19 protein-coding genes are annotated in these 23,600 nt (G+C 60.9%); 6 read left to right on the forward strand and 13 right to left on the reverse strand.

Annotated elements, in window-relative coordinates; translation table 11 throughout:
• Positions 1–301: 301 nt before the first annotated feature.
• Positions 302–922, forward strand: coding sequence for a transcriptional repressor LexA (lexA, locus tag R3F07_13880; protein ID MEZ5277465.1), 621 nt, complete (start codon positions 302–304; stop codon positions 920–922).
• 69 nt (positions 923–991) lie between these two features.
• Positions 992–1,225, forward strand: a complete 234-nt coding sequence (locus R3F07_13885) for a ferredoxin (protein ID MEZ5277466.1) — start codon at positions 992–994, stop codon at positions 1,223–1,225.
• Between the two features lie 192 nt (positions 1,226–1,417).
• Here the strand turns inward: R3F07_13885 and R3F07_13890 are convergent, their stop codons facing one another.
• The 3 genes from R3F07_13890 to R3F07_13900 all read right to left on the reverse strand — a co-directional run bounded on the left by R3F07_13890 (position 1,418) and on the right by R3F07_13900 (position 4,677).
• Positions 1,418–2,893, reverse strand: a complete 1,476-nt coding sequence (locus R3F07_13890; GenBank protein MEZ5277467.1) for a TrkH family potassium uptake protein — start codon at positions 2,891–2,893, stop codon at positions 1,418–1,420.
• The gene (gene trkA / locus R3F07_13895) at positions 2,890–4,242 is read right to left on the reverse strand and encodes a Trk system potassium transporter TrkA (GenBank protein ID MEZ5277468.1); all 1,353 of its coding nucleotides are present in this window, start codon (positions 4,240–4,242) and stop codon (positions 2,890–2,892) included. Before trkA ends, R3F07_13890 begins: the two co-directional genes overlap by 4 nt.
• A gap of 156 nt (positions 4,243–4,398) precedes the next feature.
• Positions 4,399–4,677, reverse strand: a complete 279-nt coding sequence (locus R3F07_13900; GenBank protein ID MEZ5277469.1) for a hypothetical protein — start codon at positions 4,675–4,677, stop codon at positions 4,399–4,401.
• A gap of 268 nt (positions 4,678–4,945) precedes the next feature.
• Between R3F07_13900 and R3F07_13905 the strand changes: the two genes are divergently transcribed.
• Complete coding sequence (locus R3F07_13905) at positions 4,946–6,817, forward strand: TonB-dependent receptor (GenBank protein MEZ5277470.1); 1,872 nt, start codon at positions 4,946–4,948, stop codon at positions 6,815–6,817.
• A gap of 180 nt (positions 6,818–6,997) precedes the next feature.
• Complete coding sequence (locus R3F07_13910) at positions 6,998–8,179, forward strand: SAM-dependent methyltransferase (protein ID MEZ5277471.1); 1,182 nt, start codon at positions 6,998–7,000, stop codon at positions 8,177–8,179.
• A gap of 205 nt (positions 8,180–8,384) precedes the next feature.
• Here R3F07_13910 and R3F07_13915 read toward each other — a convergent pair whose 3' ends face one another.
• The 8 genes from R3F07_13915 to pyrF form a co-directional block, all read right to left on the reverse strand.
• A complete protein-coding gene (locus tag R3F07_13915) occupies positions 8,385–10,268 on the reverse strand; it encodes an ABC transporter ATP-binding protein (protein ID MEZ5277472.1) in 1,884 nt (627 codons plus the stop codon).
• A gap of 207 nt (positions 10,269–10,475) precedes the next feature.
• Positions 10,476–11,384: an ABC transporter permease gene (locus R3F07_13920; protein ID MEZ5277473.1), complete on the reverse strand. Its 909-nt coding sequence runs from the start codon at positions 11,382–11,384 to the stop codon at positions 10,476–10,478.
• 13 nt (positions 11,385–11,397) lie between these two features.
• Positions 11,398–12,315 carry an ABC transporter permease subunit gene (locus R3F07_13925; GenBank protein MEZ5277474.1) on the reverse strand — a complete coding sequence of 306 codons (918 nt, stop codon included), beginning with the start codon at positions 12,313–12,315 and terminating at the stop codon, positions 11,398–11,400.
• A 97-nt stretch (positions 12,316–12,412) separates the two neighbouring features.
• Positions 12,413–14,029, reverse strand: coding sequence for a peptide ABC transporter substrate-binding protein (locus R3F07_13930; GenBank protein ID MEZ5277475.1), 1,617 nt, complete (start codon positions 14,027–14,029; stop codon positions 12,413–12,415).
• The gene (locus R3F07_13935; GenBank protein MEZ5277476.1) at positions 14,029–15,696 is read right to left on the reverse strand and encodes a peptide ABC transporter substrate-binding protein; all 1,668 of its coding nucleotides are present in this window, start codon (positions 15,694–15,696) and stop codon (positions 14,029–14,031) included. The genes R3F07_13930 and R3F07_13935 overlap by 1 nt, the downstream gene beginning before the upstream one ends.
• Complete coding sequence (gene ispF / locus R3F07_13940; GenBank protein MEZ5277477.1) at positions 15,693–16,202, reverse strand: 2-C-methyl-D-erythritol 2,4-cyclodiphosphate synthase; 510 nt, start codon at positions 16,200–16,202, stop codon at positions 15,693–15,695. Before ispF ends, R3F07_13935 begins: the two co-directional genes overlap by 4 nt.
• Positions 16,199–16,933: a 2-C-methyl-D-erythritol 4-phosphate cytidylyltransferase gene (locus tag R3F07_13945; GenBank protein MEZ5277478.1), complete on the reverse strand. Its 735-nt coding sequence runs from the start codon at positions 16,931–16,933 to the stop codon at positions 16,199–16,201. Before R3F07_13945 ends, ispF begins: the two co-directional genes overlap by 4 nt.
• Positions 16,930–17,628, reverse strand: a complete 699-nt coding sequence (pyrF, locus tag R3F07_13950) for an orotidine-5'-phosphate decarboxylase (protein ID MEZ5277479.1) — start codon at positions 17,626–17,628, stop codon at positions 16,930–16,932. Before pyrF ends, R3F07_13945 begins: the two co-directional genes overlap by 4 nt.
• A 332-nt stretch (positions 17,629–17,960) precedes the next feature.
• Here pyrF and ispE point away from each other — a divergent pair, with 332 nt between their 5' ends.
• Positions 17,961–18,902, forward strand: a complete 942-nt coding sequence (ispE, locus tag R3F07_13955; GenBank protein MEZ5277480.1) for a 4-(cytidine 5'-diphospho)-2-C-methyl-D-erythritol kinase — start codon at positions 17,961–17,963, stop codon at positions 18,900–18,902.
• Positions 18,903–19,035: 133 nt separating this feature from the next.
• A complete protein-coding gene (gene ptsP, locus R3F07_13960; GenBank protein ID MEZ5277481.1) occupies positions 19,036–20,799 on the forward strand; it encodes a phosphoenolpyruvate--protein phosphotransferase in 1,764 nt (587 codons plus the stop codon).
• 21 nt (positions 20,800–20,820) lie between these two features.
• Here the strand turns inward: ptsP and R3F07_13965 are convergent, their stop codons facing one another.
• The gene (locus tag R3F07_13965; protein MEZ5277482.1) at positions 20,821–21,762 is read right to left on the reverse strand and encodes a metalloregulator ArsR/SmtB family transcription factor; all 942 of its coding nucleotides are present in this window, start codon (positions 21,760–21,762) and stop codon (positions 20,821–20,823) included.
• A 14-nt stretch (positions 21,763–21,776) separates the two neighbouring features.
• A complete protein-coding gene (locus R3F07_13970) occupies positions 21,777–23,600 on the reverse strand; it encodes a GreA/GreB family elongation factor (GenBank protein MEZ5277483.1) in 1,824 nt (607 codons plus the stop codon).

The following is a 23,600-nucleotide window of genomic DNA, read 5'->3' on the forward strand; positions in this document are numbered from 1 at the left end:
AGGCAATCCCACTATTGATCATAAATTGAGCAGACGCTTCGGCAGGCCATTCAGAGACGATCAATGGCAGGGATTGGCAATCAATTCGGGTCTGCCGCCTGCCTGACCCGTTGGTAAGGATTTCCCCTAATTCGAGTCCGGACGTCGGGGGTCGTCATGGAGAGCGATTGGGCAATGGTTGATGTATTTTCAACACGGCTCGAGTTGTCTCAACAACGTCTCCGCAAGCGAGCTGAGCCGAACACGACAACCTGCGATTCATGGTCTTGACACTGAACGGTCGTTCAGTGATTATCTGTTCATGGACGACCTGACCGACCGCCAGAGAGAGATTCTTGATTTTGTGCGTCACTATGCGATGGAGCGCGGCTATTGGCCGAGTTTCCGGGAGATTCAGAAGCACTTCGGTTTCCGCAGCACCAATGCCGTCATGGGGCACCTTCGGGCCCTCGAGAGCAAGGGCGCGATCGAGCGGGTGCCCGGTCAGGCCCGGACTTTCCGGATTGTGCCGGAGGAGCCGGATGATGCGCTCGAGGTTGTTGATCTGCCGATTTACGGGGCGATTGCGGCGGGTTATCCGGACGGAGTCGAGCAGGGGGATGCGCTCGGACGGCTCCAGGTCGATGTGGTCACTGCCGGCGCCAATCGTGGACGCCGCAACTTCGCCCTGCGGGTGAACGGAGAGAGCATGATTGACGCGGGGATTTTCGATGGGGATACCGTGGTGGTTGAGGCCAGGCCGGCCCGACACGGCGAGATCGTGGTCGCCCTGATCGACGGCCAGAGCACCCTGAAGCGCCTCATTCGGGGCAAGAACGGGCTTTCATTCCTGAAGTCGGAAAACAAGGCCTACCCCGAACTCTGGCCCACATCGGAACTGGTCATCCAGGGGGTGGCCAGCTCGGTCGTCCGGCGGCTCTGAATTCCCTCGAACGTTTTTCAGACGGTGCTCCTTGACACCGGCAAAGACCGGAACCAAGGGTTGTGCGCTATGGCCGATAAGTCCGACAAATGGCCCGACAATGTCGCGGGCAAATTCTATGTTGATCAGCAGTGTATTGACTGCGATCTCTGTCGTGAGACCGCTCCGGATTTCTTCACCCGGAGTGACGATGGCGGCTATTCCTATGTCCATGCTCAGCCCAAGACGGAGGACGAAATCGCCCTTTGTATGGAAGCCCTTGAGGGCTGTCCGGTCGAAGCGATCGGCGAGGACGGCGACTGACAGGGCACGGACGGGAAGTCTGCAGGCTGAATGAAGCGTGTTCGGGCGCGCTTCGCGTGCACCTCTTGATCAGGATGCCTTTCTGACGTGGACTGCGAAGGTGTGCGCGAGGCATGCCGCCAGGGTTTCAATTGGCGTACTCCCTATCTGCGACTTCACATCTCCGATCTTCGCACGAGCCTGTCCCGCGCTTCAGGAAAACCGACGCCAGAGCGACGGTGAAAAGAGGACGAGGATGGCGTAGAGCTCCAGTCTCCCCATGATCATCAGGACGGAGAGCATCAGCTTGGTGTGGTCGTGGAAGGCGGCGTAGTTCTGCGTCGGCCCGACTTCGGCCAGCCCCGGACCGATATTGAAGAGGCAGGCGAAGACCGCGCTGATATTGCCATCCACGCTGATTCTGGGTTCAAAGATGGCAGTGACCGGGATGGCGACCAGGCAGAGGATGGCGAGGATGACGAGGAAGGCCAGGACGTCGCGGGTGTAGCCATCGTCCAAGGTCCGGCCATTCACCACGATTCGGCGGACGACGCTGGAGCGAAAGGACTTTTCAATGCTGTTGCGGCTGCTGAGGACGCCGACCACCAGTCGGATGACTTTCATGCCGCCGGCGGTTGAAGCGGAACAGCCGCCGATCGCCATCAGCACGAGAAGGAGGATTTTCGGGAAGGCGGACCAGAGTTGGTAATCCTCGGTGGCGAATCCCGTCGTGGTCATGATCGAAGAAACCTGGAAAGCAGAAGCCCGGAGGGCGTGGTGCCATCCGTGGGCAAGGTTTTCGCGCAGCAGGAAGGCTGCAATGGACAGGATCGAGACGAGCAGGATGAACAGATAGGCGTGGAACTCGGTATTTGTTCGAAGCACGCGGAAGCGGCCGCGGACGACCTGCAGAATAAGCAGAAAGCTGGTTCCTCCCACCACCATGAAGAAGGTCATGGCCCATTCAAGGAAGGGACTCTGGAAGGCGGCCGCGCTGGCGTTGCGGGTGGAGAATCCCCCCGTCGAGAGCGTGGTGAACATGTGGCAGACCGCGTCGAACCAGTTCATGCCACCGAGTCGGAAGACCACGGTGCAGACCACCGACAGCCCCAGGTAGAGCAACCACAGGTTCTTGACCGCGCTCTGAATACGACTCTCCTCGAAATCCGCGGTGTGACCGGAGGCTTCATGGGCGTAGAGGATCTTGCCGCCCGCGCCGAGGAAGCTGAGAATCGCGACGAAGAACACCACGACTCCCATGCCCCCGATCCATTGGCTGAGCGATCGCCAGAAAAGCAGGCTGGCCGGGAGTGTCTCGACCTCGGTGAAAATGGAGGCTCCCGTCGTGGTGAATCCCGAGGCACTTTCGAAGAACGCATCGACCGGATCCATCCCGGGAACGATGAGATCGTAGGGAATCGCGCCAATGAAGCTGGCAAGGAGCCAGCCGATCCCGATGACAAAGAGGGCTTCTTTCTGAAAAAAACGGTGCGATGCCTCGCGGCCGAGAAAATGAAGAATTGCTCCGAGGCCGGCCGAGATGGCGACGCTCACCCCGAAGCCCAGGAGGGCCCGCCCTTCGCCGGTGTTTTCCGAGAAGAGAAACGACACACCGAGGCAGGCCAGAAAGGCGGCGGCCAGGGCGTAAAGGATGCCGCTGAGAAGGCGGAAAACCAGGGGGTAATTCATACCGTCAGGGCGAGCAGCTCCTTCAGTTTGTCCTTCTGAACGATCGCCACGATATGGTCCTCGGCTTCAATAATGTCATTGGCTACGGGAGTCTTCGCCTGGAAGCGGTGGAGAAGGGCAACCACTACGCATCCCCGGGGCCATTTGATGTCCTTGAGCATCTGGCCGGCGGACGGGCTCTTCGGTCCGACCTTGACCTCGATGATCTTGCCGATGTCGCCGGGCAGACTCCCCAGATCGATATACGGTTCGCGGCTGATGTAGCGCAGGACCTCGTTTGCCGTCGCCACCCTGGGGGAGACAGCCAGTTCCACCCCCATGGCGACTTTGAGTTGCTCGAGAACTGCGGAGTAGTCGGAACGGTTGATGGCGAGCATGACGTGCTTGGTCCCGAGCTTGGAGGCTTGGAGACAGGTCATCACGTTGTCCTCGTCCGTCTTGGTGCAGGCCACGAAGAAATCGGCGCTCCCGATCTGCTCCTCTTCCAGCAGACGAAGCGAGGTTCCGGAGCCCTGGATGATGGTCACATCCGGAAAACGGTCGGCCAGTTTCCGACACCGGGCGGGATCGCTTTCAATGATGCGGATCTTGAATCGCGGATTGCTCAGCAATCGGACGAGGGAGACCGACATCTCGGCGCCACCCATGATGACAACCCGGATGATATTGGTCCGGGAAGTATTCGGATCGAAAATCGAGCGCGCCTCAAAAAGCGCCTCGGGCTGACCGAAGACCGTGACGCTATCCCCAAGGGCGAGGCGGGTGTCGGCCCGGGCGACCATCGAGGTGTCACCCCGTTGCACAATCCCCACCCGGACCCGTCCGTCGAGACGGAGTTCGGCCAGTGATTTCCCGACGGCCTTTGAACCCTTGGTGATATCGATCAACTGCACTTCGATGTAGCCGCGGGCAAAGTCTTCAACGGCCACCCGGTTCGGACTGCGGATCGACTTGGCGATTTCAACGGCGGCGAGCCTCTCCGGATTGATCAGATGATCGATCCCGAAATGGGTCTGGTAGTTGATGACCGAGTTGTCGCGGAACGTCTGATCGTGAATCCGGGTGAAGGTGAAGCGGGCCCCCAGAGCCTTGGCGAGAGACGAAGAGACGATGTTGGTTTCGTCGTCGCGGGTCATCGCCAGAAAGTAATCGCACTTCTCGACACCGGCTTTGATCAGGGTTCGGGCGGAACTCCCGCTCTCGGGGATCACCCTGACATCGAACTCCTGCCGAAGTCGGGCTGCGCCGTCCTCATCGCGCTCAATGACGGTGACGTCGTGATCGAACCGACTGAGGGTCTCGCAGAGATAGGATCCGACCTCGCCCGCGCCTACGATGATGATTCTCATTCCAACGAAGCGTTAGGGGATCCGTTGGCGGGGGGCAAGCGGTTAACCCCGGAGCGGGGTCCATGCTAATGACCAGGTCGGTTTAGGACAACCGGTTGAGTCGATCAGACTGCGTCACTCGCTCGATACACCTTCAGCGGATTCTTCAAGAATCCCTCAGAAGAAGCAGGCCAGGAAAGCCCAGCCCAGGATCAGGACGACCAGAAGGGGGAGAAGGAGCACGGTGACCACGGAGGCAACGATCGAAATCGCGCCGATCGCGAGCTTTCCGACACCCGCGGCGACGGTAATGACTCCTGTTCCTACAGCGACGAGAACGAGAAGGGGAAGGATCACGACTCCGCCGATCAGAAGCAGGGGAAGCAGGACAGGCAACAGGGGAGCCAGCACGATAATCGCGATGATGGAGAGCAGGATGGTGGCGAACGTCTTCATGGATTGGGTTCCTTGAAGGAATATACACCCGCCTGTGCCAAAAAGTTGCAGCAAATCGGCGGAAAATGAGGGGAGCTTCACGGAAGACCGCGGCTGTCGGACACGCATTCGAGCTCAATCATCGGGTTCAACGGAACCATGGCGGAGAATCCGATGCCGGTCTGGCGCCCGCGCCATCCCGTCGAAGTCATGACTTATATGTTAACCTAATTCGATCTTCCATTAACAAAGGCTTGGCATCTCTGCATCGGCGCGCAACCTGCGTCCCATGCGTCGTCTTCCCGCACTCGTCCTGGCGAACCTGATTGTCTGGCCCATTGTTGGGTCCGGGCAGGAGACCGGGGTGGTCATCCCAAAAGAAAGCGCGACGATCGCCCTGCCGGAGTTCATCCTGGTCGAGCAGCGGGTGGCCAATGATGAACCCGTGGTCACATTCGCCATGCCGGTGACGCTGCTGCGCTACGAACCCCAGGTGGATCTGCAGACCCGCAATTTCGGGGAGGCCCAGGGCGACATCACCATCCGCGGTGGCATTTTCGAGAATTCGGGCATTCAGGTGGGCGGTTGGAGTCTGTTTGATCCCCAGACCGGCCACTATCTGGCGGAAATACCGATTTCTCCGCGGATGTTGGACGGCGCCCGGGTGCTGACCGGGATCGACCATGCCGCGGCCGGCTTCAATGCGACTGTGGGCACGGTGCGCTATGGTTGGGCTCCCATTCGCACCGGTGGATTTGTCGAGGCAGGCTACGGGAGCCACAACCTCATCCGCTGCGTCGCCTACGGAGCGATCGACAGTCTGGTCGATCGATCCGACTGGAAGGTCGGAGCCGACCTTGAGGTGGCCTACTCGCAGAGTGACGGAGCCCTCCCGGACGGAGATCACGAGTTCACCCGGTATGCGGGACGGATCCAGTCGAGAGGAGAGGTCTTCCAGACCGACATCGTGGCGAGCTATCAGCACAAATTCTTTGGATGGCCCAATCTCTACACGCCCTTCGGCGTGGCGGAGACCGACGACCTGGAAACGACGCTGGTCGGCTTCTCACACCGGGTGGAAACCGGAGCGCATAGCTGGGTCCGTTTCGGTGGCTACTACCGGGACAACCGGGATGACTACGAGTTTGACCGCTACCGACCCGGAATCTTCAACCCTTATGAACACGAAACCAAGGTGACCGGTCTCGACCTGGAAGGGCGCTTCCAGCTCCGGGACTGGGAAATGGGGTGGCGGGCGGAAATGCTCAGCGACCAACTCGAATCCACGGCATTGACCTATGGTCCCTTCATGTCGCGGTCCTATGTCAAGGGATCGGTGACCGGATCACGAACCTGGGGAGATCCGGTCGGCACCGAGACCGGGTTGACCCTGGGGTTGACCGCGGAGGACACCAATCGCGACGGCGGATTTGTGGGGCCTCTTCTTGAAATCTGGCGGTCGGGGGCCTGGGGTGACGGTCGCTGGCGGCTGGGCGGGCAGGTGACCGGGACGTCTCAAGTGCCCGGATACACGGCAATCGGTTCGAACCCCGACGGGGGCCTGTTCCGCGGCAATCCGGACCTGGTCCGTGAAGAGAGCCTGCAGGCGGAAATCAACGGCGAATGGCGCTCCGGTTCCCGGTCAATCGAGGCGTCGCTCTTCTATCGTGATGACGATCCACTCGTCGACTGGACCTATACGGCCTCGTCCTCGAATGCCCGCAAGGCCAATCCGGTGGCGATCGAGACGGTCGGCGTCGAGGTGATCGCCACCCAGCAATGGGAGTCCGTCGATCTCATCCTTGGCTACACCTGGCTGGACAAGTACGCGGATTACCTGGGAGCCACCGTCGATGCCAGCTTCTATGCCCTGAACCATGCCCGGCACCGCATCACGGCGGCCCTGGTCTGGCGGATCGGCCGCGAATTCGAGGTGCGCAGTGACAATGAATGGCGGATCCAGGAGCCCAATGCCCTGCGGACAATCGGCGGTGACAACGCTCTTCTTTCGTCATTGAGTCTGCACTACAGTCCGCAAAGGTGGGACGGACTGCGCCTGATCCTGGCGGTCGACAATCTCTGGGACAGCGAATTCCAGGAGCTGCCGGCGGTCCCGGCCGCACCCCGGCAGTGGTCGGGCAGCGTGTCCTGGAGTTGGTAGCCGGTGGCGGAGGACGGATGACGGTGGACGTATGGCCGTCTCGTTGATACGCCGGGACAAGTCCGGCTTCTCGTTGATACGCCGGGACGAGGAGGACGGTTCGGTGGTCCCGCGCATTGTCGTTGTCGAGCAGGGGCCTGTTGTGATTCGATCTTCGAGTCCGCCGTTGATGACCGTTTTATGACCACTTCTGATCCGCGCCAGGAATTCATCGAAGCACTGACGGCGAGCGTCCGGGAAGGAAACTTCGTCCGAATGACGCTGGGGAAGCCGCGTGGTGCGGATCCGACCCTGCGTAATCTTTACGTCCGGCCCATCGAGCTCCGCGATCTGCCCCACCTCACCTTTCTCTGGCGGTACGAGCGGCAGGACATCACCAAGAACCATCTTCGGGAAGAGGCACTGTCCGAATTAGGCGCGTTGATCGGAGGAGATTTCCACAGTGCCCACCTCTTCACGACCGCCCGCACCTTCCAACTGGAGTTCAACAAGAAGGGTAAACCCCGCTTGACGACCGGTCCGGCGGTTGGCTCCAGCCCGGACCTGGATCACGACCGATCCAAGGTGCGCCTGCTGCCCGCAGAGAGCCAGACCTGGCTTCGGGCCCTCGGCGTCACGACTGATAACGGGACGATCCGGACCGGCATGGCGGCCAAGCACCGGCAGATCCACAGGTTTGTGGAGATCCTCAGCCATCTCCTGGCGGACGCGCCGTTGCCGACGGATCGACCGGTGGAAGTGGCCGACATGGGCTGCGGCAAGGGCTACCTTACGTTTGCGGCATTCGATTACTTCAATGCTGTGGCGAATCGCTCTACACGGGTCCATGGGATCGAAACGCGCGAGGAGCTGGTTCGGCTCGCAAACCGAATCGCGGATGAAACCGGACGGGACGGTCTGGATTTCGAGCGGGGAACGATCGAGTCGGTGAAGCTGGCTTCAATTGATGTCCTCATTGCGCTGCATGCCTGCGACACGGCAACCGACGATGCGCTGGCGCGAGGGATCGCTTCGCGTGCCGCGCTCATCGTGGTGGCGCCTTGTTGTCAGAAGGAACTGCGCCCGCAGCTGCGGGCGGCACCGGTCCTGGCCCCGGCTTTGCGTCACGGAATTTTCCAGGAAAGGCACGCCGAGTTTGTGACCGACGCCCTTCGCGCATTATTGCTCGAATGGGCGGGTTACGAGACCAAGGTATTCGAATTCATCTCAACTGAACACACGGCCAAAAACACCATGATCACGGCGATCCGGTCGGATCGGCCGGTCGGTGATGAGGTTTGTGCTTCCCGTGTGCGTGAACTCGCTGCGTTTTACGGTATCCGGACCCAGGCTCTGGCCCGGCACCTGGGATTTGGGTTGTAGCGGTAGAGAGGACGGGAGAGAAGGAACTGCAAAGAACGAAAGAACAGAAGGTTTGGAGCGGATATCGTAAACCCCTCTGTTCTTTGATTCGTGGTATTCCTCCTGCCCGGGCTCGGATCAGCGCGAAGTGTTGTTTCTGCTTTTGGTCGCTCTGAGGGTAAGCCCGGCGCCTGCGCAGTACTTTCGCAGCAGAGATGGAAGAATGCTAAGGTTGGGCCTGTCTCTCGTAGAGGTTGCGGTAAAGGGGGCTGGTTCCCATCAGCTCCTCGTGGGAACCGCGCGCGGTGATCCGGCCGTTGTCGAAGACGAGGATCTGGCCCGCGTCCCGGATGGTGGAGAAGCGGTGAGCGATGATCAGGACGGTCTTTCCCTGCATCAATTCCTTCAGGGCGGTCTGGATTTTTTCCTCGCTCTCCGAATCGAGGGCGGAAGTGGCCTCGTCGAGGATGAGAATCGGGGCATTGCGCAGAAAAGCCCGCCCCACGGCCAGGCGTTGTTTCTGTCCACCGGAAAGCATGACGCCGCGTTCGCCGACGACGGTGTCGTACCCATTGGGGAGTTTCACGATGAATTCATGGGCGAAGGCCGCACGGGAGGCCGCCTCCACTTCCTCCTGGCTGGCCTCGGGTTTGCCGATGCGCAGGTTCATCCCGATGGTCTCATTGAAGAGGACGGGGTCCTGGGGAACAAGAGCGATGTTCCTTCGCAGGTCGGCCAGGCGCATCGTCCGGATGTCAATGCCGTCGATCTCCACAGACCCGGTGGTGGCATCGTAGAAACGGGGAACCAGGTTGGCAAAGGTGGTCTTGCCGGCTCCGCTCGGGCCGACGAGGGCGCAGACCATGCCGGTCGGGATGGTCACGTTCACTTCACGCAGGGCGGCGCCGTCGCTGTTGTAGGAAAAGGTGACATCGCGGAAATCCAGAGTGCCCCGGAGTCTCTCGATCGCGACCGGATTCTCAGGGTCGCGGATGGTTACGGGCTCCTCAAGGACGACTTCGAGGCGGTCAAGAGCGGCCAATCCGCGTTTCAACTCGCTGTTCAGATTGCCCAGTTTCTTGATCGGTTCGTAACAGGCATAGAGCGCGAAGATGATGGCGAGGAAGGATCCAAGGGGAACCTGAGCCTTGAAGGCGTAGACAAAGGTGACGGAGATACCTACGGCCGAGATGATCTCGATCGCCGGGGTAAGTGCGGTTGCGTATTTGACCACCTTCATCTGGGCCCGGATAAGGGCCTCGGTGACGGTGGCGAACCGGTTCGTCTCGTACTCCTCGAGACTGAAGGCGCGGACTTCACGGGCAACGGCCAGATTTTCGCTCATCCGGTCGGTGACCGAGCCCAGCTGTTTCTGGAGGTTGGCCGCCCGCTTATCGAGTTTGTTTCCGACGAAGCGGATGGGAAGGACGCAGAGCGGGACGACCGCCAGGCTGACCAGAACGAGTCCCACCCCGCGTTCCGCCAAGGTGAGGTAAACCAATACGGAGATGGAACTGACCAGGGTGATCGGCTGCTTGAAGACCTCGTTGGCAACCGTGGTCAGGGTGACCTGCAACTGGTTGGTGTCGGCCAGGCCCCTGGAGATGAGGTCGCCCGACGACTTGTTCTGAAAGAAAGCGAGAGGAAGGACCTGGAGTTTGCGGAAGAAGTCCAGGCGCAGAGATTCGAGGACGCGGACGCCGGCCAGTTGAATCAGGTAGGTGTTGAGGTAGCCGGCCAGGCCACGGACCAGGAAGATGAGCGGAAGCCAGATGGCCGCGAGGAAGACCTCCCAGGCGGCGACTTCCCGGGGGTCTTTCGGCGGACTCTCGTCGCCGGAGACAGTGGATTTTTGAGCCGGAACGGCAGCGGTGCCCGGGAAATCCATTTTGAAGCCGGAGGCGTCGTCGCCCTTGGCCACGATTTCCTGCGGAAAGATCCGGGGAAAGACATACTTGGCCATGAGGGGCAGGCCGGCCCCGTTGGCCACTCCGTAGATGAGGCCGCAGAGCAGGGCCAGTGCGATGATGCTGCGGACACCCCTCAGGTAACGCAGATAGGGTCGAAAACGGTGAAGCGTTCCCGTCTTCTTTGCCGGGGTGCCGGTCATCAGGCGGAACAGGCCTCCGGGAATGACGCGGACCAGGGGCCGGCCCTGTCCGCCTCCGATTGATCAGGGAGCTGAAGCCGATGGTGCAGGACTGCTTTGACGGTTTTCGAAGAAACACCAAGGACACTTCGACACAGCGAAGTGGCGACAACCCGGTGAGATGGACGAGTTGGAAAAGCCACTGGATTCCGTCCCTCGGATGCCGGCTCAGTCTTTGGACGCGCGGACATCGAGAGCGTCACGAAGACCATCGCCCAGGAAATTGAGGGAAAAGAGAGTCAGGGCGAAGACCGTTCCGGGAAAGATGAGCAGCCAGGAGAATTCCTCCATCTTGTCGGCTCCCTCCTTGATCAATGATCCCCACGAACTCATGGGAGGTTGCACGCCGAGCCCGAGGAAGCTGAGGAAGGCTTCGAGGAGCATCACGGCCGGGATGGTCAACGTGGTGTAGACGATGACCGGGCCCATGACGTTGGGGATCATGTGCCGGAAGATAATCCGCCGTCGTCCAAGGCCGAGGGCATAGGCCGCCTCGATGAATTCCTGCTTGCGCAGCGAAAGGATCTGGCCGCGAACGATCCGGGCCATGGTCAGCCATTCCACCGCCCCGATGGCGACAAAGAGCAGGATGATGTTGCGGCCGAAAAACACCATCAGGAGGATGACGAAAATGGTGAAGGGCAGGGCGTACATGATGTCGACGATCCGCATCATGACCGCGTCGGTCTTGCCGCCGAAAAACCCGGCGACGGCCCCGTAGACCACCCCGATGGTCAGGGATACAAAAGTGGCGCTCAGGCCGACCGCGAGCGAAATGCGGCCGCCGTAGAGTATCCGGGCGAACATGTCGCGGCCGAGAGTGTCGGTGCCCAGCCAATGCTGCCAGGACGGGGCTGAAGCACCGAGTTCCAGATTCTGTTCCTGGTAACCGTTGCTGATGAGGAAGGGGACAAGCAGACAGACGGCGGAAAGGACGAGGATGACCGCGCCGCCAAAAACCGAGAGGTGGTTCTTGCGCAGGCGATGCCAGGCATCCTTCCACAGTGAAGTGCCTTCTTCGAGATCCTTTGGCGAGAGGAGATGAACCGGGATTTTGTCCGCCTTGGGTGAGACCATATCGTTGGAAAGCCTACTCGAATTTCAGCTTGGGATTCAGCCAGACCTGGACGATATCGACCAGCAGGTTGAAGACGATGATCAGGCAGGCATAGAGAATGACCGTGCCGAGGACGAGGGTGTAGTCGCGGTTGAAGGCGGAGGTGACGAATTCCCGCCCGAGACCGGGTATCTGAAAGATCGTCTCGACCACGAATGAGCCGCTGATGATGCCGGCCACGGCGGGGCCGAGAAAGGACACCACCGGGAGCAACCCGCCTTTCAGCGAGTGTTTGAGGATGACATTGAGTTCGGAGATGCCCTTGGCCCGGGCGGTTCGGATGAAATCCTGGGAGAGGATTTCGCGCATGCCGCCCCGGGTCAGCCGGGTGATATAGGCCGCGTAGACGCCACCCAGAGTGATGGCGGGCAGGACCCGGTCGACCGGCCCATACCATCCGGAAGCGTTGAACCACCCCAGGAAAATGGCAAAGACGAGGACGAGAATGGGTCCGAGAACAAAGGTCGGCAGGCAAATCCCGACCATGGCGATGGATGACGGGAAATAGTCGAGCCAGGTATTGGGCTTGAGTGAGGCAATGACCCCGAGGGTCAGTCCGAAGACCAGGGCAACCACGAGCGAGAGCGCCCCGAGTTCGAGGGAGACCGGCAGCTTCTGGGCGATGATTTCGTTGACCGTGCGGTTCGGGTACTTGAAGGACGGTCCGAGATCTCCCCGGACAAGCTGACCCAGGTAGTCGAAATACTGCTGGTAGAGGGGTTTATCGAGTCCGTAGTGGGCCTCGAGATTCCGGAGGATCTCCGGACTGATGGCCTTTTCCGCGGTGAACGGTCCGCCCGGGACAAAGCGCAACATGAAAAAGGTGATCGTGATGATCACAAAGAGGACCGGAATGGCCTGAAGTATCCGCGTGGCAATGAACCGGAGCATAGATGGGGACTGACGGCGGCATTTAGGAGCGAATCACCAACAATGAAAACCAAAAAGTTCGTCGAGGAGGCGAAGGAGGCCAACCGGTCTTCCGGGCCTATTCCTGCAAATAGATATGCTTGTAGGGGTGGCGATCAAGGATGTTGGAGTGATAGCCCTTGACCGAAGGATGGACCAGGTTCACCCGGGTGTAGAAATAGACCGGGATGACCGGCAGATCCGTCATCAGGATGGACTCCATTTCCTGGTAGATCCCGTAGCGGGTTTCGATATCGGGGGCCATGAGGGCGGCATGGAGGAGTTCATCGTAGCGGGGATTCGACCAGCCGGTATCGTTGTTGCCGCCTCCGGTCACAAAGAGTTCGAGGAAGACATGGGGGTCCACGTAGTCGGCGATCCAACCGGCCCGCGCAACCGAGAAGTCAAGGTTGTCCATGCTGTCGAGGTAGACCTTCCACTCCTGGTTGACCAGTCCGACCTCGATGTCGAGGTTGGCCGACCACATCTGCTGAAGGGCTTCCGCCGTGGTCCGATGGCTCTCCGAGGTATTGTAGAGGAGTTCGAATTTCGGGAAACCCTTGCCGCCGGGATACCCGGCCTCGGCCAGCAGGCGCCGGGCGTCGTCAAGATCTCCTTCGATCCGGGCCTTGGCAGTGTAGCCGGCCGTGCCGGGCGGGGTGAAATTGTAGGCGGGGATCTGGCCGCCCCGGGTCACATGGGTGACCAGGCTTTCCCGGTCCAGGGCGAGGGCGAGCGCCTTGCGCACCCGGACGTCGTCGAGAGGAGGTCGGGTCACGTTGACCCGGAGATAATAAGTGCCGAGGTAGGGGGCGATCCGGATGCGTTCAGGATAGTCGCGTTTGTAGATATCGATCTTGGAAAGCGGCACTTCCTGGGTGATGTGCAGTTGACCGGTCCGGAACATGCGCTCCTCGGTGTCGAGGCTCTCCACCGGGTAAAACCGGATCTCATTCAGCCGGACCCGATCCCGGTCCCAGTAGGTTTCGCTTCGTTCAACGGTGAGAATCTGGTTGGGAATCCATTCCTTCAGGGTGAATGGACCGTTGCCGACGAAATTGCCGGGCAGGGTCCACCGGGTTCCCTTCCGGTCGAGACCTCCGAATTTCTCGACGGTCGGAAGATGGACGGGGAACCACGAATAGTGAGTCAGCATGCTGAGGAAATAGGGGGTCGGCTGGTAGAGGGTGATCCGGAGGGTCCGTGAATCGGGAGCCTCAAAACCGACTTTGGCGAAGTCCGTCTCCGTTCCCAGGTTGTAGGCGCGGGCATTGACCACGTAGTGAAGCATGTAGCTGTACTCCGCGGCCAATGACGGGGTGAGCATGCGTTGGTAGCTGCGCAGGAAATCCATCGCCGTGACCGGGTCTCCGTTCGACCAGCGGGCGTCTTCGCGGAGGTGGAAGGTGTAGGTGCGGCCGTCCTCGGAGATATCCCAGCTTTCGGCCACGCCCGGAACGGGATGCAGATCGACCGGATCATCGGCCACGAGGCCTTCGAGCACAGCCGTGATGACATGATTCTCAGTCACTCCGGTGACGACCTGGGGATCGATGTCCTGTGGTTCGGAACGGTTGCCGAGGTGAAGGATCCCGTCGCGGTTGCCGGACTCCACCTGCGTTTCGCGTTTTCCACAGCCGTTCAGGAGCAGGAGGGCGGCGGCGGCGAGGATGGCAGGCAATCGGAAACAGGTCATCAGTCGAGTGGTTCGAGGTGGAGGAATTTATAGGGATGTTGGTCCAGCGGGTGGGCCACCCAGCCTTTGACCCGGGGGTCGACGAGGCGGATGGTTGAATAGTGGTAGATGGGGATGACGGGGACGTCGGCCAGCAGGAGTTGTTCCGCCTGTTGGAAAAGTTCCTGCCGGGCAGAGCGGTTTGTCTCGCGTTCCGCCTCAAGGATCAATCTGTCGTATTCGGGGTCGGACCATCCGGTCTGGTTGTTCGGGTTGCCGGTCGTCATGATCCCGAGGAAACTCATCGGGTCGAGGTAGTCCGCCACCCAGCCTGACCGGCAGATTTCGTAGTCGATCATCTTCCGGTTCTCCAGGTAGACGCGAAGCTCCTGATTGAGCAGGAGGGCGGAGATGCCGAGTTCCCGGCGCCACATCTCCTGGATGGCCTCCGCGATCAGACGGTGATTCTCGGACGTATTGAAGAGAATCTCCAGTGGAGGGAACCCATCACCGTCGGGGAAACCGGCCTCCGCGAGCAGTCGCCGGGCCCGTTCGGGATTGGTGGGCGGGGCGCTCGGGGGAAGGTAATTGCCGATGCCCCGTGGCGTGAAGGAATCGGCCGGCAATTGGGCGCCGCGAAGGACTGTATCCACCAGTCGCTTACGATCGATCGACAGGGAGAGGGCCCGTCGTACCCGGACGTCGCGGAGCGCAGGATGGGTGACGTTGAGCCGGTAAAAGTATACGGAAAGGAACGGCTCGATCCGGAGGGCGGCCGAACCGGTTTCCCGGTAGGTGTCGATCTTCCCGAGAGGAAGCGCTTCGGTGATGTGAAGCTGTCCCGCACGGAAGGCGCGTTCCTCCGCATCGACGCTGTCGATGGCGTGAAAGACGATTTCGTTGAGCCGGACCGTCTTGGCCTCCCAGTAATTCGGATTCCGGCGGACCCGGATCGCCTGGTTGGGCACCCATTCCACCAGGGTGAAGGGTCCGTTGCTGACGACATTGTCCATCCGGGTCCAGCGACTGCCCCGTTCGAAGACCGGACCGCTCCGACCGATTTGGGCGATCGGCACCGGCATCCATGACCAGTGGGTGACGAGCTGGGGAAGAAAGGTGCAGGGAGACTCCAGGGAGACGGTCAGGATCTGGTCGGAAACGGCCTCGAATCCGACGAGTGAAAAGTCCGTGATCTCGCCCTGGCGATAGGCGTTCGCCCCGCGGACAGGGAAGAAGAGATTCGCATTGCCTGAAGCGAGTTCGGGGCTGAGTGCGCGGCGGAACGAAGAGACAAAGTCGTCGGCGGTGAGCGGGCTTCCATCCGACCAGCGGGCGTTTGAGCGGAGCCGGAAGGTGTAGATGAGACCATCGGGGCTGACCATCCAGGATTCGGCGACCCCGGGAAGGGGTTGTCCTCCGTCGGGATTGGGAATGAGGAGTCCTTCGAAGAGCGCGGAGACTACCTGGGACTCCGCAAGGGTGGTCGCGAGTTGTGGGTCGATCTCGGGAATCTCCGCGCCGAGACTCCGGTGGAGCACCTGATCCCGGACTCCGCGGTCAGCGGCATTCTCCGGCCGCCGGCAGGCGGTCAGGACCAGGCCAAGGGCAGCCAGGAGGCCGATCCCTACTGGGATAAACCAGGTCCGTCGTCCCGGAGTCCGTGGTTGCCGAAGGTGGGAACAGGTCATCCGCGGTGGAGAAGGGCGACGGCATGGGCGGCGATGGCCAGTCCGCGGCCGATATCGCCGACGCCCTCGTTGGTGGTCGCTTTGAGTCCGACCCGGAGGGGCTCGATCCCGATCGATTCAGCCAGGCGGGTCTGCATTGCTTCCTGATGGGAGGAGATCTTCGGGGCTTCGGCGATGAGGGTGGCGTCGACGTTGACCACGGAGAAACCCAGGTCCCGGATCTTCCCGGCGACCAGGCGCAGAAGTCGCTGGGAATCGATGCCCGCATAGGCGGGGTCGGTATTGGGAAAGTGGTGACCAATGTCCTTCAATCCGGCCGCTCCAAGCAGCGCGTCGCAGACGGCATGGGTCAGGCAATCCGCATCGGAATGGCCGTCGAGGCCGAAGGAGGAGTCGATCCGGATTCCCCCGAGAACGAGGGGACGGTCCGGTATGGTCCGGTGAATGTCGTAGCCTTGTCCGATCCGGAAATCGGGTCGGGCCGGGCTGGAGTCCGGGTCGTTCATGTGGCGGGGGATTGCCTCCGGATCAGGAGGATTTCGACCAGGTCGAGGTCGTCCGGGCGGGTGATCTTTAGGTTGGGCTGATCGTTTTCAATGAGTGAAACGGGATGGCCGAAGGCTTCAACCGCAGCGGCATCATCGGTGACAAACTGACCGGCTTCGAGCATCAGATGGTAGGCATCGACAATGAGGTGACGATCGAAGACCTGAGGGGTCTCCATCGCCCAGAGCCGATCCCGGGGGACATCCTCGAGGCGCATGTGCCGGAGGTCCGGATGATCAGCCGGGGACCGCTTGATCGTGTCCGTGACCCGGCGGGCCAGGCAGACGGCTCCATCCGCGCAGACCACTTCGAGCAGGTGCCTGAGTTGGCCCGGCTGGATAAGGGGTCGGGCGCAATCGTGGATGAAAACGTGGGTGGTGGATCCGTCGAGGGCCTGGAGGGCATTCCAGACGGAGTCCTGTCTTCGGATCCCTCCCGGGACCCAGGCAACCGGGATGGAGCCGCCCAATTCGGTCTCGACTATGCTTTTAAGAACGGCCTGCTGCGCCTCGTCGCGATAGGCCACGACGATATGCCGGGCCACGCCGGAGTCGCGAAAGGCGCGCAGGACAAGGGTGAAGGCGTTGGATCCGGCGAGCGGTGCGAGGATCTTGTCATCGACCCGACCCGCCATCCGGGTGCCGCTGCCCCCGGCAAGAAGAACGGCGGTCGTCACGGCTGCGGGGTTCATCGGGCCGCCTCCATTTCCGCAAGGATGGCCCGGGCGGCTGAGGCGGGGTCGGCGGCCTGCAGAATCGGTCGACCGACCACGATATGGCTGGCGCCGGACCGCGTGGCTTCGGCGGGTGTCATGACCCGCTTCTGTTCATGGTGATCCGCACCGGCCGGCCGGATCCCGGGAGTGACGAGGGCGATGTCGGATCCGATGCGCCGTCTCAGAACCGGCAGCTCCAGAGGTGAGCAGACCAGGCCTTTCATTCCGGCCCGCATTGCCAGATCGGCGAGGCGGGTCACCTGTTCTGCCGGGGTTGCGGGAACCCCGGTCTCGTGGAGTCCATCCTTGTCGGTCGAGGTCAGGACGGTAACTCCGAGGAGAAGCAGGTCCGGTCGCTTCGTCCCCTGGGCCTCCAGGGCCCACCGCATCATCTCCGCGCCACCCGAAGTGTGAAGGGTGAGCATGGAAATGGGCAGGTGACAGAGCGATTCGACGGCCCGGGCCACCGTATTCGGGATATCGTGGAGCTTCAGATCGAGGAAGACCTTGTAGCCCCTGGCCGCGACCGACTCGACAATCGGCGGTCCGTAGCGGGTGAAAAGCTGCAGGCCGATCTTGACCCATCGGACGGAGGATCCAATCCGATCCAGAACGCGGTCGGTTTCCTCCTTGTCCGGCAGATCAAGGACCAGAATCAGGTCGGTTTTCATGCATGAGATCTAGTGTGGTGTCCGACAAATTGGCTAGAACTAAGTCATAGCGAATTGAGTGCTTCATCGAGGCGGGTTGACTCCTGCGGGCCTGCCGGCCCTCGGGAGTCAGCCCAACGCGGATGAGCGCTCAAAGCGCATGATCCTTCGGACGAGCCTTCAAGAGGCCTTGGCCGGCGTTACTCGAGTGGACGAAGGCCGACGGGCCTGCACCCACTCGACCGCCTTGTCCAAGACCTCTTGATGACTCGCTTAGGCTAGCCTATTTGTCGGACACCACACATGGAATCAACTCTCGCCGTGGCACGACAAAAAGGTTTCCATTTCCACTCGTGAATTCCCTTCGCATCCGGTGTCCGGCGAAAATCAACGCCTTTCTTGCAGTGACGGGTCGCCGGGCGGACGGCTTTCATGATCTGGTTTCCCTTGTTCTGCCGCTGGATTGGGGGGACGACCTGGAGGTGCGGACGGTTTCCGGCGGGACCGAGGGGGTCCGGATCGACTGCACAGATCCGGAGGTGCCGACGGGTCCGGGGAACCTGATCTGGAAGGCTGCGGATGCGTTCAACCGGCTAACGGGCCTGCGCCAACAATACCGGTTTGACGTGACCAAGCGAATCCCGATGGGTGCGGGGCTGGGTGGGGGGAGCAGTGATGCAGCCGGGGCACTCATGGCGATGAACCGACTGGCGGGTGAGCCCCTGGATGAGGCGGCATTGTGGGATCTGGCCGCGGGCCTGGGCTCCGATTGCCCCCTTTTCCTGAATGGCGGGCCGGTCGTCATGCGCGGCCGGGGCGAGCGGGTGGAAGCGGTTTCCGAGGAATTCCGCCGATCACTCAGGGACCGGAAGGTCATCCTGTTCAAACCGGCTTTCTCGATTGCGACAGCCTGGGCTTATGGCGAACTGGCCCGGCGGGCGCCCGGGGGTTATATGGAGGTAGGGCGGGCGGAGGACCGGATCCGGGCGATCCTGGCGGACGCGGGTCGTCTGCGGGAACTGGGATTCAACTCTTTCGAGCCCGCTGTCGCCGGGAAATTCCCGGCCATCCCGCTCCTGCTCGGGCGATTGCGGGACCAGGGATCCGGATATGTATCGATGTCGGGAAGCGGCAGCGCCTGTTTCGCGATCGGCGACGAGAGCTCCGATTTCGACCCGGTCCGGCACACCATTGAGCAATGCTGGGGTCGAGATGGGGTCCTGAAGGTCGCTGGATTTCAGTTGTGCCGAACGGAAAGCGACCACCTCGGAACGGACCGTGACGGGTTGGCCTGATCCTTGGGCAGGGCCTGACAGGGTCCCGAAGAGCGGAATCACTTCCAAAAGTGTGACCCTTAGTGGGTTTCACTTGTCCGCGGCTGGCGGATCTCCTAGTTTTGGTCGGTCACGAAGATAATCCTCCATCCTGATGTCCGACAACCCCAAACCAGAAGCCGTCTTCAAGGGCATCGCCGCTTCTCCCGGGATCGCCTATGGCCAGGCTTTTGTCGTTGAGCAGAAAGAGCTGGAAATCCCGGTCTTCAAGATTGATCCGAGCAAGCGGGGACACGAGATCGCAAGGTTCGAACGGGCCCTGCTCGAAACCCGCCAGCAGATCACCGCCGTCCAGCAGGAAATCTCGCAGAAACTGGGGGAGGACGAGGCGCGCATCTTCGACGCCCACCTCCTCGTCCTTGAGGATCAGGCCCTGATCGAAGAGTCGATTCGTGAACTCGACAGCACCGGCTACAATATCGAGCATGCGGTCCATCAGGTCGGGCAGCGCTATGTGGCCGCTTTTGATGCGATCGACGACGAATATCTGAGGGAACGGGCGAGCGATATCCGTGACGTGGTCCGCCGGGTTCTGCACAATCTGACCGGAGAGACGATGGTCAACCTGAGCGGGTTGGTCGAGGGTCGGATTCTGGTAACGCACGACATCACGCCCTCTGAGTCGGCGGCGTTCGATGTGAGCCGGATTCTCGGTATTGTCACCGATGTGGGCAGCAAGACCAGCCATGCCGTCATCATGGCTCGGTCGATGAAGATCCCTTCGGTTGTCGGGATGGGCGATCTGACCCGGAATCTCGACCAGGATGATTGGGTCATCGTCGACGGCTATGACGGGGTGGTCATTGCCCGACCCTCGGAACAGACACTCTTCCGCTACGGGAAGATCCAACTTCAGCGGAAAAGCTTCGAGACCAAGGTGCTCTCCACCTCGATGCTGCCCGCGGAGACCCTGGATCGACGACGGATCAACCTGCTGGCGAATATCGAGAGCGCCGATGAGGCGGTCGTCGCAAAGGCGGCGGGCGCGGACGGGATCGGGCTGTTCCGGACGGAATTTCTATTCCTGAAGGGAAGCGGGTTTCCCGATGAGCAGGACCAGTTTCTTGCCTACCGGAAGGTGGCGGAAACTTTCGGGGAGGCTCCGGTCGTTATTCGGACGCTCGATCTCGGAGGAGATAAACCGGCTTCGGACTGGCTGTCGCAGTATTCGCAGGAGTCCAATCCCTTCCTCGGCTTCCGGGCGATCCGTTATTGTCTGGAAAATCCGGAAATATTCAGGGTTCAGTTGCGCGCGATTCTGCGGGCCAGCTGTTACGGCAATGTCCGGCTGATGTACCCGATGATCAGCGGGGCGGAGGAATTGAAGCGGGCCAATGAATGCCTTGAGGAAGCCAAGCAGGAGTTGCGGACGAGAGGAGACCCGTTCGACGAGACCATCGAAGTGGGCAGCATGATCGAGATTCCCAGCGCCGCCGCGACCAGCGATATTCTCGCTCAGATGTGTGCCTTTTTCAGCATCGGGACCAATGACCTCATTCAGTACCTGCTCGCGATCGACCGACTGAATGAAAAGACCGCCCACCTTTACGAGCCGACCCATCCGGCTGTTCTTCGGACGATCCGATCGGTCATCGATGCCGCCCACGGAAACAAGATCAAGGTCAGCGTCTGTGGCGAGATGGCCGGCGACCCGATTTATGTGCCCCTTCTTCTGGGGCTGGGCGCGGATGACTTGAGCGTGGCTCCGGGCAGTCTGCCGGCGGTGAAGTATCTCATCCAGAATATGAAGCTTTCCGATGCGATCAAACTGGCCCGGAATGCGATGAAGAAGACGGATCCTCGGACCATCGAGCAGGAAGCCAACCAGTTTTACCTCGATCGAATCGGCTCGATGTAGGCGCGGTTCCGATCAGGGAGTTCAGGCTGCCGTTCCCTTGATCCCGGTGGCGAGCAGAGTGACGAAACTGGGCTCCTGTTCCTCCTTGGCGACCGCCGTCACCTCGACCTTCTTGAATCCCGCGTTCTTGAGGTAGCGGTCGAGGGTGCTTTCCTTGAAGCCGAGCCAGCGGTCCGCATAGAGCTCACGGGCTTTCTCGAAACCGTGTTCCTTCAGGTCGAGTCTCAGGAGAGTTCCTCCGGGCTTGAGGATGCGAAACGCCTCATCGATCGCCACCTGCGGGTGCTGGGCGTGGTGCAGAGCCTGGCTGAGGATGGCCAGATCGACCGACTGGTCAGGCATCGGAACGTTCTCGATGTCTCCAAGGCGGTATTCGAGGTTGTCGAGTCCGTTTTTCAGGGCCAATTCGGTCCCGACCTCCACCATGCGCGGTGAATTGTCGATGCAGGTCACGTGGTCCGCCCGCCGGGCGATGAGCTGGGAGATGAGGCCTTCGCCCGCCCCAAGATCCGCGACCGAGATGGAGGGAACAAGGTGAAGCAGGAAGTGACCGATGGCCTCCCACGATCGTCCCGGACAGTAATTCCGCCCCAACCGGCCCGCGATGAGGTTGAAATACTTCTCGGCCACCTGGCGTCGACGGCTGATCAGGCTCTCCAGCATCTCCTGATCGCGCAGCATCTCCGGTTGGGTGGCCACAAGACCACGTGCCGTGTCGATCAGGGTCCGTTCCGCCGGGAGAAGGTTGGGGTGGATCGAATAGAATGAATTCTTTCCCTCCCGCCGGTCGATCACCAGATCGGCCTTCCGGAGAAGCGATAACTGTGAGGAAATCCTGGACTGGGCCATTTCCAGAATCTCCTGGATCTCCGCCACCGCGAGTTCCTCGCGGTGAAGAAGGCAGATCAGTCTGAGCCGTGTCGGATCAGCCAGGAGTTTGAGGATTTCCCAGGGCGCTTTCAATCCGGCCCCCCGGGTTACGCCGATTGGTCGATGTAACGGGCGATCGCCTTGATCGTGACCACGTTCTGGTGGTCGCCGATCTGCAGGCTGATCTCATCGCCGACGCGTTTTGAGAGCAGGGATGCTCCGAGGGGGGTCTTGTAGGAGATGATGTGGTTGTCCGGGTCTCCGTCCCATGCCCCGAGAATCGTATAGGTGATCTCGGCATTGTTCTTGGTGTCGAGGACGGTGACCACACTGCCGACACCGACCACGTCCGTGGTCGCATCGGAGAAATCGGTCACCTGGGCTTGGGCCATCTCGACTTCGAGCTGGGCTTTGCGCGAAAGGAGGACGGCCTGGTCCTGCTTGGCCATCTTGAACTCCGAATTCTCCTTGAGGTCTCCGTGTTCACGGGCGGTCGCGATGGCACGGCTGTTTTCCGGGATCTTCTTGGAAACGAGTTTTTCGTATTCCTTGACCCGGGCATCGTGACTCTCACGGGACACGAGGAGGCGCTCACTCGCCTGTTCCGACTCGCCGGCCACCAGGGTCTGGACTGCCGGGAACTGTTTGATGAATCGGGCCAGCAGCGACTTTTTCGTCAATTCCTCGAATCCCTGGTTGAGCATGAGGTTGTTGGCGAGGTCGCGCGCGGTTTCGGGGTCGGCCGTGGAAAGGAGGTCGGGAATGAGATCGGTATCGTCGCTCAATTCCTCGCCGAGGGGTATCCGGCGGGACCCGGCCGTCTGGAGGGCCTCGTAATCGATTGCGAAGAAGATCGCATTGAGGAGGCGGGGACCGATCAGGTCGTGGAGAAACGCCGAATACTTACGGGAATTCCGGTTCTTGACGATCCAGAGCAGGACCGGGGCACGGAGATTCTGCTCGGTCTGCCAACGCTGGAAGGTACTGGAGACCTCCTTGGCCGAAGCGTTTTCGATCAGGAAATTGACACAGTCGGTGGTCAGCTTGCCCTGGCTCGTTTTGAGCAGGTTGAAAGTGATTTCCTTCCACTCGATCGGATGGGCCTTCTTGAGCACTTCCAGCAAACGACCATGCAGGGTGGTCGGCAACTCGGAGGCGATGTCTTCCAGCAGGTGAGTGTCCCCGACAAGCGTTTCGACGGCCGGTTCGATCGGGTCCTCGCGCTTGAGCACTTTGGCCAGGTCATCGCGAACCCAGGCGCCATGAAGGCGCTCGGAGGCCGTCAATTGATTGCTTTCCGCCACGACCGAGGCGACCGCCTCGAGTACCGGGATGAGTTCCTCATGACTTCCATCCTTGCCGGAATCGGTTGCCAGAAGCTTCTCGGCGAGAAGAATCCGCCGCCGGGCCGATTGAGTGGCCCGGAAGTCCTCGAGGATCTCGTCCTCAACGCTGACCGGCTCGTCACGAACCGAGTAACACTCGGTCTTCTTGGCCGGAGCGGCGATCCGGGGATCCTTGGCCAGAGCCTTCTTGGCCGCTGTCCACCAGCGTTTGAATCGTGCCTCGCCGACCACATCCTGGAGGACGGATTCGAGCTCGACCCCGGTGGCAGCCTCATTGGGGTACTGCTTGAGCAGTTCGATGACAAGATCGACCGGTTTCTCGGTGATCATCTTCTCGATGGTCTCGGATTCGGTCTGCTTGCGGGCGAGAATATGATCGGGCGCGAGGACATCCATGGTTGTCACGCAGAAGGCGGGATCCATCCGGTGGCCGGCCTTGCCTTCGAAATCGATGACGAGCTTTCCGTCGGCATCGTCATAGGAGACAATCTTCCCGAAACCCCAGCTTCGGTGGATGCAATAGGTGCCTGGTTGCATGGCCTCCAGCTTCTGCCGCAGGGGCTTCAGCTCGGGCTTTCGCTTCAA

It is taken from the genome of Opitutaceae bacterium, assembly GCA_041395105.1.
Classification (GTDB): domain Bacteria; phylum Verrucomicrobiota; class Verrucomicrobiia; order Opitutales; family Opitutaceae; genus B12-G4.